Origin of the sequence: Leifsonia sp. 466MF (assembly GCF_900100265.1) — a bacterium.
GTDB lineage: Bacteria > Actinomycetota > Actinomycetes > Actinomycetales > Microbacteriaceae > Leifsonia.
On the sequence record NZ_LT629696.1, the window covers coordinates 3,812,860 to 3,823,707 of the forward strand.

Here is a 10,848-nt window from a genome sequence, read left to right on the forward strand (position 1 = left end):
TCGCTGACGCGTCGCTGACCCGGCCGCGCGGGAGCGTGCCCGGCGCGTCGTCAGTGGTGGTGATGCACCGTGACGGCGGCGATGCCCGCGTCGGTGAGCCCGAGCGCCGGGATGGTGACGGCGCAGACCGCGCAGGCGCTCAGCACGAGCGCGAGGAAGAAGCGCAGTCCGCCCTGGTCGGGTCGGGCCTTGCCGGCGCGGATGACGACCGCTGCGGTGGCTGCGACGGCGACATCCAGCAGGGAGGCCGCGCCCATCGGAATGAGCGGGAGCGCGATGACCGTGCCGCCGGACGCCGTTGCTCCGACGATGGCGAGCGCTGCCCAGAGCCCGACCGGGAGGAGGGCCAGCGCGGGGACGAGGCGGAACGCCGGAGGACGATCGCGCGCGAGGGTCGCGGCCGCCCATCCCAGCTCCGCCACCGCGAGCAGGAGGAAGGCGGCCAGCAGAGCAGGGGGTGCGCTGGGGGCGAGCGCCGCGTGAAGCAGCCCCGCCCCCAGAGCGGCCACGGCGAGGAAGGCGCGGGTCGCCGAGCCCACCGCGACGGCCGTGGTGGCCGAGGCGGCGGGGGCGACCCGCAGCGTTCCTGTCATCCTGCTCATGGGAGCCGTGGCCCCGCCGGTCAGGCGGCGGCCGTCGTGGCGCGCGTTCCGCGGTCGGCGCCGAGGCCGGTTCCGAGGAGGACGATCGCGCTCACCAGGTGGAGGAAGTGGTCGGGGGTGTTCAGCGCGAGGATGTTCGCGTCGGTGCCCACCAGGAAGAAGCCCACGATACCGAGCAGCAGGTAGACCGCCCCGACCGTGATGTTGACGGCCTTGGCGGCCGCCACGCGGGTCAGGCCGGCGATCAGCAGAGCGGCGCCGATGAGGAGGTGGGCGATGTTGTGCAGCGGGTTCACTTCGAAGATGCCCAGCAGCAGACCGCCCTTGGTGGCGACGAATCCGACGCCTCCGGTGACAGCGAAGCCGAGCAGCCCGACGAGCAGATAGACCGCTCCGAAGATGGTGGCAACAAGGCGGTTCGGAGATGTGCGCATTGTTCGTTCCTTCCGTAGGACGGCGCACGGACGCGCGCCTCACTTGTCCATTCGCAGCATCGGCCCGATCGGATTGCGGCCACAGCCCCTTGCGCGTCCGTTCCGTTTCTGCCGCACGTTACAATCGCTGGACACGCAGGGCCGACACCCCGGGAGTTTCATCGATGCGACGTCACACGAAGTTCGGGCGGATCGCGCTCGCCGCGACAGCCGGACTCGTGGCGCTGGTCCTCTCGGCCTGCACCTCGACGGCGGGCGCGAAGCTCCCCGAGCAGCAGAAGGGCGGGTTCTCCGCGGACGTCGAGAAGCGGCTCTCGTCAGCGGTCACCGACGCGATGACGCTCGCCGACGCCTCCGCCGGTTTCGCCGGGGTGTGGGCGCCCTGGTCCGGGACCTGGACCACCGCGCAGGGGACGACCACGCGTGGAGGCTCCAAGCCGGTCAGCGAGGACATGCGCTTCCGCATCGGGCAGAACACCACGCCGATGACCTGCACGGTGCTGCTGCAGCTCGTCGACGACGGAGAGGTGGGGCTCGACGACCCGCTCACCAAGTGGCTTCCCGGACTGGTCGGGGTCGAGGGCGTCACCCTGCGCGAGCTCTGCCAGAACACCTCCGGCATCGGCGACTACCTGGCGCAGCTCAACCCGGAGTTCATCATGAACCCGACGCGGCAGTGGCCCCCGCTGGAGCTGGCCAGCGACGGGATCGCGATGCAGCGCTACGGCAACCCCGGCGAGAAGTGGGGTCGCTCGTCCACGAACGCCGTGCTCCTGGGGATGGCCCTCCAGAACGCGACAAGTCGCAGCTGGCACGACCTCTACAAGCAGTACATCTTCGACAAGCTCGGGATGACGGCGAGCTCCCTGCCCGAGAGCTCGCAGTTCTCGGTGCCCGGCCCGCATCCCACCGGGTATTCGGTGGGGCTGGATGGGGCGGGCGCCATCGTCTGCGAGCCGATGCGCGATGTGAGCAGCATGTCGCCGTCCCAGGGCTGGACGTCGGCCGGAGTCGTCTCCAACGTCACCGACCTGAAAGCGTTCGGCCAGGCGCTCGCATCGGGGAGCCTCCTGACCGAGAAGTCGCGCAAAGCGCAGGCCGACGGGATCGTGATCGGCCAGTCGTGGGAGAGCTACGGGCTCGGGATGCAGATGCTCGGCCCGCTGCGGGGCAGCAGCGGCGCGGTTCCCGGGTATCTGTCCGCGATGTATACGGACCCGGCGTCCGGGCTGACGATCGTCGTCGCGCTCAACAACTCCACACCGGGGCCGGGCTTCGCCCAGCTCCTGGCCCAGCGTCTCGCCTCCATCGTCTCCAAGACGCCGGCGAAGGAGAAAGGTGCGAAGGTCGTCGCTTCGCTGCCCTGGTCCGAGCAGCAGGCGGTCGACGGGATGACCAAGTCGGCGCCCTGCCCGGCCAAGAAGGCTGGATAGGCGGCGAACGCGGGCCGGTTACGCTCCTGCGAGAGCCGCCAGCTCGGCGCGCACCGGGAAGGCGTCGTCGTCGAGTACCAGCTGGAGGGCCGACCCGGTCGCCCGGTTGACGATCACCGGGGCCAGCAGGTTGACCGTGCTGCCCTCGGGCGACGGCGTGACCACGACGAGGAGCAGTGCGTCTGCGGCCTCGGCGATGCCGAGTTCGGCGGCACGGTCGTCCGGCAGCTCCGGGGAGTAGCCGGGCAGGTGGCGCTCGGCGTCGATCGTGAACAGCCGGATCTCGGGCCGCTCGATCGAGGCGAGCGTGTACAGCCCGTCGGCGCCGGCGACCGGGTCGAGGTCGAACGCATCGAGCGGCTCGAGTCCGGGCGGCGGGGTGAGGAAGCGGACGGCGCTCACCGGAGGAAGTCCATCAGCGTCGGCTGGAGCACGCGGGCCGTGACGGCGATCGCGGTCTGGTAGTTCACATCCTGCGTCTTCAGGTCGAGGATCACCTTGCTCAGGTCGACGTCCTCCAGGGAGGAGCGCTGACCCTCCAGCGCGTTGGCTCCGACGGCGAGCGTGTCCTTCGCCTTGTCGATGCGGGTCTGCCGACCGCCGACCTCCGCGTGCTCTCCCACGATCGCCTTCATCCTGTCGTCGATCTCCGCGAGGCGCGGGGTGACGTTCACACCCGTGCGGAGGTCGTTCACGGTGTTGTCGATCAGCGCGAACACCGACGACGCGCCGGTTCCGAAGACCGCGGCGCCGTCCGCATCCACCCGCACCGTGGTGTCGGGGCCGATCCTGCGCTCCACTGTACTTCCCGCCGTCCCGGTGAACGAGTAGTCGGGCTGGAAGGCGACGCCGGCGTCCGCGTTGCCCGCGAACACCGTGCGGCCGAGGTAGGTCGTGTTGGCGAGCGATAGGAGGCTCTTCTTGAGTCCGTCGAGCTCCGTCGCGATCGACTCCTTCGCCTCGGGCGACATGGCGCCGTCGTTCGCGCCCTGCAGCGTGAGGTCGCGGACGCGGCGCATGAGCGTCTCGACCGACGTCAGGGCCGAGTCGGCGGTGGTCAGCCAGGCGTCGCCGTTGCCGACGTTGCGCTGATACTGGGCGGTGGCCGCGGCGTCCGACCGCACTCCCATGGCGCTCGCCGTGGCGGTGGGGTCGTCCGACGGCTTGTTCAGCAGCCGTCGGCTGGTGGCCTGGTCGTACAGTTGCGCCTGGCGCTGCAGACTGAGCTGCAGGTTGCGCTGGGCGTTGAGGGTCTGGGTGGCGTTGGTCACGCGGCTGATCACGGTTTATCTCCCGACGAGTCCGGTGTGGTTGATGAGCACATCGAGGGCCTCGTCCACGGCGGTCATCACGCGCGCGGCGCCCTGGTAGGCGTGCTGGAAGGACAGCATGTTCATGTTCTCCTCGTCGAGGTCGACGGAGGAGCCGGCGAGCTGGGCGTTCGTCGCGGCACTGCTCGCGAGGTCGGCGAGGTCCGACTGCTGCTTCTCGGTGCGGCTGGCGACGCCGACGCGAACGACGAAGGACGACCACTGCTTGTCGACGGCGTTCGCTCCGGTGCCGAGCTGGCTGATCGCGTCGGCGATGCTGCCGTCGGTGCCACCCGCTCCCGGGGTGCCCGTGGCGATCTGGCCGACGCCGGTCGGCACGACCGAGAGGCCGAGAGCGGCCGGCTTCGTGGGGTCGATGGCGAAGAAGTCGAGGCCGGTGGCGCCCGTGGGCGTCGCCCCGGTGGAGTGGACGGCGTTGACGCGCTGGGCGAGCGTCACGGCGAACGCGTTGTAGCTGACGGCCGCTTCCGCGAGCACTCCCCCGGTGCCCGAGGCGTCGGCGGGGGCGAGCGTGGAGACGGCTCCGGCGATCGATCCGCCCTCGAGCGCGATCGCCGCACCCGGCCGGTACGCCCACTCGAGGCGCGCCGGGTCGGCCGCGGCGTCCGCCATGCGGGAGGCGCCTGCCGCCTTCACGAGGTTGGTGCTGGTGCCGGAGACCAGCGCGTTTCCGCCGACCAGCACATCCACGGTGCCGTCGTCGTTCGGCCGGACCACTCCCCCGGCGAGCTTGGCGATGGATGCGGTGAGCAGGTCGCGCCGGTCGAGCAGCTCGTTCGCCGACTGACCCGACGCCAGTGCGGAGCGGATGCGCCCGTTGAGGTCGGCGACGGCGGTCGCCGCGGTGTTCAGGTCGGAGGCCATGCCGTCCATCGACGCGCGGAGCGTGGTCCACTGGTCGTCGACCGACCGGTACCCGGTCTGCAGCTGGGTGACGAGGCTCCCCGCCTGCCCGAGCAGAACGCCGGCCGGCGCCTGCTCCCCCGCCTGATTGGCGACGTCGCCCCAGGCCGACCAGAACTTCTGCAGCTGGGCCGACAGGCCGTTGGTCCCCGGCTCGTTGAGCGACTGCTCGAGGGTCGCCAGGGCGTCGGCACGGGTGTTCGTGTACCCGGAGAGCGCGGTGGTCGTGCGCACCCGCGCATCCAGTGCGGCGTCGTCGAGGCGCTGGATGCCGTCGATCGTGACGCCCTGACCCGGGCGGACGCCGCCGCTGAAGAGCCCGGCGGACGACAGCGCGGGCACGCCCGAGGTCGTCACGCGCTGCCGGGTGTAGCCCTGCGTGTTCGCGTTCACGAGGTTCTGGCCGACCACGTCGAGGCCCGCCTTGGCGGCGACCAGCCCGGTGTACGCGGTGTTCAGGCCGCTGAAGGTGCTCATCCGGTCAGGCCTCCGTGTCGAAGAAGCGCGCGGTGTCGCCCGCCTGGCCCGTGCCGCCTGCTCCGTACACGCCCGGGTCGTCGCCGGCGCCCGAGAGCGAGCTCAGCGTCTCCTGCGTGGAGCGGGCGGCCTCCCGGAGCAGGCGCTCGTTGGTGTCGCGCACCTCGGCGATCTGCGCGGTCAGCTCGGTCATGGCCGCGAGGTGCGACCCGAAGATGTCGGACCAGATGCCGTCGGGGGCGGCGGTGGCGAGCTCACGGAGGGTCGCATCCTGACCGAGGCCCCACTCCTCCGCCAGCGCGGCGACCTCGACCGTTCGCGCGAGGCCGACGGCGCGCATCCGCTCGATGACCTGCTCGACCTCACGGGTGGCGTGCGAGATCCACCGCGACTTGCCCGCGATGAGCAGCAGCTGCTCCTCCTCCAGTTTGAACAGCAGGAGCTCGAGGAGCTCGCGTTCCTTCCAGAGCTGCGCAGAGAGTTCGCTCGCGGCCATGTCGCTACCAACTTCCTCGTGAGTCGATGTGCGCACCTGGTCTCCTCGGGTTCCGAAGGCGGTGGATGTGTTCCGCCACCCCAGACCATCGGCACGCTTGCGCCCGATGTTAGGCGCGCGATCACCCCGGCGAGAGGCACGACCTACCGCTTTTCGGGGTGCTGTCAGTATTCCCCGTACTGGGGGTACTCACTGCCCCGTAATGGGGACAGAAAGCATGCAATCTGAACAGTCTCGAATTGTTACCGTGAACAGCGGAAGACTCCTAGCACCTCGCTCGGCACCCGACCCAGCCCGAGCGTCCACCGCACCGCCCGAGTACCCGCGACACCCTCCCCGAAAGAGGTCGACGCGCGGTACCCGTCCGATGAAGAGGGGTCGCCCAGCGTGAACCGGAACGAACGCAACACGCTCGTCGTGGAGAACCTGCCGCTCGTCGGCTATCTGGTCTCCGACCTGTGCTCCCGCGCCACCCACCTGTCGCGCGACGACCTGGCCTCGGCCGGCGCCGTCGCCCTCGTGCAGGCGGCCGACGCGTACGACGCCACCACGGGCGTCCCGTTCGGCGCGTACGCCCGCACCCGCATCCTCGGCGCACTCGCCGATGAGCTGCGCGCATCCGACTGGGCCACACGTTCCGCGCGCAAGCGCATCAAGGAGACCCTCGCGGTGCAGGAGAGCCTGACCTCGGCCCTCGGGAGGAAGCCCAGCGTCGACGAGATCGCCGGTGCGCTCGGCGTCGACCGCGAGACGGCCGCTGCCGGCCTCGCCGACGCCTCCCGCACGGTGACCGCGCTCGACGAGACCATCGAGCCGCTGCTCGTCTCGGAGACCGTCGGCCCCGAGGACTCCCTGCTGGCCGACGAGCAGACCGCCTACGTGCGTGCTGCGGTCGCCGCCCTCCCCGACCGGATGCGATCCATCGTCGAGGCCATCTACTTCGACGACCGCACGGTGACCGAGATCGCGGAGGAGCTGGGGATCACCCACTCGGCCGTGTCGCAGCAGCGCTCGGAGGCCATCCGCCTCATGCGCGAAGGCATGGCCACTCACTACGCCGACGAGGGCGACCCCGTCGTCATCGAGGCGAAGACCTCGCAGGCCCGGCGCAGCGCCTATCTGGCGCGTCTCGCGCAGCACGCGGTCGCGGGCGTCTCGCGCCTCTCCCCCACTTCCCCGAGCTCTGCCCGGGCGTCCTGAGCCATCAGCTCCTGACTTTTTCCGCCTGAATCGGCCGAAAGACGCGAAAAAGTCAGGAGCGGATTGCTGCTAACGGGACGGACAAGACAGCCGATAGAGGCTGATGCGGACCACGGAAGGGCCGCGAACCACCACCCAGTCATGGAGGAAACATCATGGGTATGCAGATCAACACCAACATCGCGGCGAACAACGCCTACCGCAACCTGAACAACACGCAGAGCGACCTCTCGAAGTCGCTCGAGAAGCTGTCCAGCGGCCTCCGCATCAACCGTGCGGCGGACGACGCGGCGGGTCTCGCCATCTCGGAGGGCCTGAAGTCGCAGGTCGGCGGTCTGACCGTCGCCGCCCGCAACGCTCAGGACGGCATCAGCGTCGTGCAGACCGCTGAAGGTTCGCTCACCGAGGTCCACTCCATCCTGCAGCGCATGCGCGACCTCGCGGTGCAGGGCGGTAACGACTCGAACAACACCACCTCGCGTGCGGCCATCAAGACCGAGGCGGACGAGCTCGGCAAGGAGCTCGACCGCATCACGCAGGGCACGAACTTCAACGGGATCGACCTGCTCAAGGGCGGCTCGCTGAACTTCCAGGTGGGCGCGGGCTCGACGGCGAACGACACCATCGCGGTCGGCCTGGCCGATGTCGCCACCTCCGTCGGTACCCTCGGGGGCGCCACCGGCGCGACCGGGTTCGACGTCAGCACCAACGCTGCCGCGAACACGACCATCACGGCGATCGACACCGCGATCACCGCGATCTCGACCGCTCGCTCGGAGCTCGGCGCCTCGCAGAACCGCTTCGAGTCCGCTGTCCGCAGCCTGAACGTCTCGAAGGAGAACCTCTCGGCCGCGTCCAGCCGCATCACCGACACCGACATGGCGGAGGAGATGGTGAAGTACACCCGCTCCAACATCCTGTCGCAGGCCGGCACCGCGATGCTCGCTCAGGCGAACCAGTCCAACCAGGGCGTCCTGCAGCTGCTCCGCTGATCGGGCCCGGCGGCCGGGGCGTAGTCCCCAAAGCGTGCCCCGGCCGCCGCACCACCGCACCACCCCGAACCACCGTCGTAGGAGGGAGACCACCGCATGGGCATGGCGATCGACGGGCTCATCAGCGGCCTGCAGACGACGGATCTGATCAACAGCCTGATGCAGGCGGAGGCGATTCCGCAGACGCTGCTCAAGAACAAGGTCACCGACTCCACCAACTTCATCTCGGCGATGCAGGCGCTCAACTCGAAGGTCGCCGCGCTCGCCGACTCCGCCGCGAAGCTGGCGAAGCCCGCCGGCACCGACCTGCACACGGCGAGCACCAGCTCCACAACGGTCACCGCCACCGCCGGCACGGGCGCCGTGGACGGCACCATCGACTTCACGGTCGACCGCCTCGCGCAGTCGCAGGTCACCGTGACCGGGCCGCTGACCGAATGGCCGGACCAGCCGCCGACCCTCACCTTCGTCGCCGCCGACGGCACCACCAAGCAGATCACCGCCGCCAGCTCGTCGCTCGCCGATGTCGCCGCCGCCATCAACCAGGCCGGCGCGGGTGTCAGCGCGACACGGGTCGCCGCGGGTCTCGACCCGGCGACCGGGCAGCAGCTGTACCGACTGCAGCTCAGCTCCACGAAGACCGGGGCCGCGGCCGCCTTCACGGCCTATCGCGGGACGGCGGCGGATGTCGCGGCCGGCACCGCCACGAACATCCTGTCGGACGCGGGCTCGTCGCAGGTGCGGCAGGCGCAGGACGCCCAGCTCACCCTCTGGGCCGGCACCGGCGCCGCGCAGACGGTGACCAGCGCGACCAACAGCTTCGCCGACGTGCTCCCCGGCGTGACCGTCTCGGTGACCGCCGCGTCCACCTCACCCGTGACCCTGACGGTCGCGCGCGACGACAAGAGCATCTCCGCGGCGGCCGGCTCGCTGGCCACCGCGGTCAACGACATCCTCACGTTCATCGGCCAGAAGCAGGCCGTCTCGACCTCGACCGACGCCGCGGGCGGCACGGTCGTCACGGGAGGCGTCTTCACGGGCGAGTCGTCCGTGCGCGACGTGAACCAGAAGCTGGTGGATGCGGTGATCGCCCCCATCGGCGGCGTCTCACCCTCCACTTACGGCATCAGCATCACGCGGGACGGCGCGGTCACCTTCGACCAGGACGTCTTCGCCACGGCCATGGCCGCCGACCCCGACGCGGTGAAGACCGCCGTCGCCACGATCGCCCAGCGCGTCGCGGATGCTGCCACCGACGCCAGCGACACGTACACCGGCTCGATCTCGCTCAAGATCAAGGGCGAGCAGTCCACGGTCAAGAGCCTCAACGACCAGATCACCGATTGGGACGGCCGTCTCGCCGACCGCCGCGCGACCCTCGAGAAGACGTACGCCAACCTCGAAGTGCAGCTCCAGCAGCTGCAGTCCCAGTCGTCGTGGCTCACCGGCCAGCTGTCCTCCCTCCCGTCTGCGAGCGCATCATGAACGTCCTCACCTCCGCGGCCGCGAAGCTCTCGGCCTACAACCGCGACAGCGTCCTCTCCGCCAGCCCGGCACGACTCCTCACGATGCTGTACGACCGGCTCCTGCTCGACCTCACCCGCGGCGAGGCCGCGCTCACGGCCGAGCAGTGGCCGACCGCCTGGGAGAACCTGCGGCACGCCGACCAGATCGTGGCCGAGCTCGCGGGGACGCTGCGGGTGGAGCTGTGGGACGGCGCCGAGGGTCTGCTGCAGCTGTACGGCTACCTGGCGGATCTCATCGTCGGCGGGATGATCGAGCGCGACCCGGCGAAGGTGCGCGAGGCCATCGAGCTCGCCGAGCCCCTGCGCCGGACCTGGCACGAGGCCGCGGCGCTGCTGCCGGCGGCCGCCACCACGACGGAAGCGGACCGTGACCTCGGCGTCGCCTGACGACGTGTCGCGCGACCTGCCCGAGGTCGCTCCCGAGGTCGCTCCGGAGGCCGCTCCGGAGCTCGCTTCTGAGGCCGCCGCCTGGGCCGAAGCGCTCGATCGCATGGAAGACGAGCTGCACGGTGCGCTTGCACAGGTGGACCCGGTCCCCTGGCGTCCGCCGATCGCGCTTGGCCCGATCCCACCGGAGCTGCAGGAGCGCGCGACGCGTCTCCTGGAGGCGCAGTTGCACACCATCCGCTATCTCGAGGACGTGCGTCAGACGACCGCGCGGCACCTCGCGGCGGTGCGTTCTGTACCCCGGTCCGAGGTCGGCGCGCACCCGGTCTACTTCGACCTGATCGGCTGACTCCCCATAGCAGTTCTCCACCTGTGGATAACTCTGTGCAGAATCAGTGGATGAGAGCGCGAATCGTGTGGAGGACACGCGCGAGATGTGTGCACTCTCAGATTCCCAGGTTCTAAAAACCGCACTTGACCAGCGATTTCCCTCTCATTCTGTGAGGATCGAACACCCCTTCGAAACCACACCGGTGTAATTCACATCGGGGTACACGCTGTGGATGACGATGTGGGAAATCGCTCGGCGAACACGCCCGGGATGTCGTCCCTAACGGGCGGGGGAGAGCTGCCGATAGCTCCTTTCGAGCACGGATCGCTCATCGACTTGGCCACGGATGGGCCGCCCCACGACCCAGGAGTGCAGCTGTGCTCGAATCCGTGACCAGCGCCGCCCTCGCGAGCGCCCTCGACGGCCTCGCCGCGCGCCAACGCGCCATCGCGAACAACATCGCCAACGTCAACACTCCCGGCTATACCGCCGAGCGGGTGTCGTTCGAAGACGCCCTCGCCGCCTCCGTCGCCGACCACGACGGGCACGCAGCCGCGACGACCGCCCGGTCTCTGGAGCCGACGCGGCTCGACGGCAACAACGTCAACCTCGACACCGAGACGCTCTCGAACGTCGACACGGTGCTGCGCTTCCAGTTCGCCTCGCAAGCCGCAGGCGGGCAGTTCTCGGCCATCCGCGCCGCCCTGAAGACCAGCTGAGCCAGGACATCGACGAG

General features: G+C 70.0%; 13 protein-coding genes. 7 read left to right on the plus strand and 6 right to left on the minus strand.

The window, feature by feature from the left end:
- Nucleotides 1–50: 50 nt before the first annotated feature.
- Together BLR91_RS18265 and BLR91_RS18270 are read right to left on the minus strand one after the other, a co-directional pair.
- A complete protein-coding gene (locus BLR91_RS18265) occupies nt 51–593 on the minus strand; it encodes a hypothetical protein (RefSeq protein WP_020076217.1) in 543 nt (180 codons plus the stop codon).
- Nucleotides 594–622: 29 nt separating this feature from the next.
- The gene (locus BLR91_RS18270; protein WP_018188979.1) at nt 623–1,036 is read right to left on the minus strand and encodes a DUF4383 domain-containing protein; all 414 of its coding nucleotides are present in this window, start codon (nt 1,034–1,036) and stop codon (nt 623–625) included.
- A gap of 164 nt (nt 1,037–1,200) precedes the next feature.
- Here BLR91_RS18270 and BLR91_RS18275 point away from each other — a divergent pair, with 164 nt between their 5' ends.
- Nucleotides 1,201–2,469: a serine hydrolase domain-containing protein gene (locus BLR91_RS18275; protein WP_089879296.1), complete on the plus strand. Its 1,269-nt coding sequence runs from the start codon at nt 1,201–1,203 to the stop codon at nt 2,467–2,469.
- Nucleotides 2,470–2,487: 18 nt separating this feature from the next.
- Here the strand turns inward: BLR91_RS18275 and BLR91_RS18280 are convergent, their stop codons facing one another.
- Genes BLR91_RS18280 through flgN form a run of 4 tightly spaced genes read right to left on the minus strand, consistent with a single transcriptional unit; the run spans nt 2,488 to nt 5,676 of the window.
- Nucleotides 2,488–2,871: a flagellar assembly protein FliW gene (locus BLR91_RS18280; RefSeq protein WP_018188977.1), complete on the minus strand. Its 384-nt coding sequence runs from the start codon at nt 2,869–2,871 to the stop codon at nt 2,488–2,490.
- Nucleotides 2,868–3,740: a flagellar hook-associated protein FlgL gene (flgL, locus tag BLR91_RS18285; protein ID WP_331710726.1), complete on the minus strand. Its 873-nt coding sequence runs from the start codon at nt 3,738–3,740 to the stop codon at nt 2,868–2,870. The genes BLR91_RS18280 and flgL overlap by 4 nt, the downstream gene beginning before the upstream one ends.
- Before the next feature lie 15 nt (nt 3,741–3,755).
- Nucleotides 3,756–5,180: a flagellar hook-associated protein FlgK gene (flgK, locus tag BLR91_RS18290; RefSeq protein ID WP_089879289.1), complete on the minus strand. Its 1,425-nt coding sequence runs from the start codon at nt 5,178–5,180 to the stop codon at nt 3,756–3,758.
- 4 nt (nt 5,181–5,184) lie between these two features.
- Entirely contained in the window at nt 5,185–5,676 is a 492-nt protein-coding gene (gene flgN / locus BLR91_RS18295; protein WP_018188974.1) for a flagellar export chaperone FlgN, read from the minus strand.
- 387 nt (nt 5,677–6,063) lie between these two features.
- Between flgN and BLR91_RS18300 the strand changes: the two genes are divergently transcribed.
- The 6 genes from BLR91_RS18300 to flgB all read left to right on the plus strand — a co-directional run bounded on the left by BLR91_RS18300 (nt 6,064) and on the right by flgB (nt 10,831).
- Nucleotides 6,064–6,876, plus strand: a complete 813-nt coding sequence (locus tag BLR91_RS18300; RefSeq protein WP_020076221.1) for a sigma-70 family RNA polymerase sigma factor — start codon at nt 6,064–6,066, stop codon at nt 6,874–6,876.
- Nucleotides 6,877–7,031: 155 nt separating this feature from the next.
- Nucleotides 7,032–7,868, plus strand: a complete 837-nt coding sequence (locus tag BLR91_RS18305) for a flagellin N-terminal helical domain-containing protein (RefSeq protein ID WP_026306982.1) — start codon at nt 7,032–7,034, stop codon at nt 7,866–7,868.
- 96 nt (nt 7,869–7,964) lie between these two features.
- Nucleotides 7,965–9,353 (plus strand): flagellar filament capping protein FliD, encoded by a 1,389-nt coding sequence (fliD, locus tag BLR91_RS18310; RefSeq protein ID WP_089879285.1) that lies wholly within the window; start codon nt 7,965–7,967, stop codon nt 9,351–9,353.
- Complete coding sequence (locus tag BLR91_RS18315; protein WP_018188970.1) at nt 9,350–9,781, plus strand: flagellar export chaperone FliS; 432 nt, start codon at nt 9,350–9,352, stop codon at nt 9,779–9,781. Before fliD ends, BLR91_RS18315 begins: the two co-directional genes overlap by 4 nt.
- Nucleotides 9,782–9,785: 4 nt before the next feature.
- Nucleotides 9,786–10,130, plus strand: coding sequence for a hypothetical protein (locus BLR91_RS18320; RefSeq protein WP_231918986.1), 345 nt, complete (start codon nt 9,786–9,788; stop codon nt 10,128–10,130).
- A gap of 359 nt (nt 10,131–10,489) precedes the next feature.
- The gene (flgB, locus tag BLR91_RS18325; RefSeq protein ID WP_018188968.1) at nt 10,490–10,831 is read left to right on the plus strand and encodes a flagellar basal body rod protein FlgB; all 342 of its coding nucleotides are present in this window, start codon (nt 10,490–10,492) and stop codon (nt 10,829–10,831) included.
- The last annotated feature ends 17 nt before the right edge of the window (nt 10,832–10,848 follow it).